Here is a 422-nt window from a genome sequence, read left to right on the forward strand (position 1 = left end):
ATGGGGGAGGAGGGCTTCTCCTCGGACTCCTCGCTGCTTTACCACCGCGAGATTCCGTCGGCCATCGTCGACGCGACGGTGTGGGAACTGCGGGACCAGAGCACCACCCCGAACCACCCGCTCAAGCCGCGTCACCTCAAGCTCCACGACCTCTTCCCCGAGGAGACCTGGGCCGAGACCGATGTCGTGACCGGTCGCCGGCTGATCCTCGGCAACGCGGACGTGCGCCTGTCGTACGTGGTCGCGGCGAAGGAGTCGCCGCTCTACCGCAACTCGATCGGCGACGAGATGGTCTACGTCGAATCCGGTGAGGCGACCGTCGAGACCGTCTTCGGCGTGCTCGAGGCCCGCGAGGGTGACTACGTCCTGATCCCGCGGGCCACCACCCACCGGTGGATCCCCAAGGGCGAGAAGGCCCTGCG

General features: G+C 67.8%; 1 protein-coding gene. It reads left to right on the forward strand.

Annotated elements, in window-relative coordinates; genetic code table 11:
* On the forward strand, window positions 1-422 hold a 422-nt coding region (locus AC1DYG_RS20065), incomplete at both ends, for a cupin domain-containing protein (protein WP_477641597.1).

It is taken from the genome of Pedococcus sp. P1_H8, assembly GCF_056405175.1.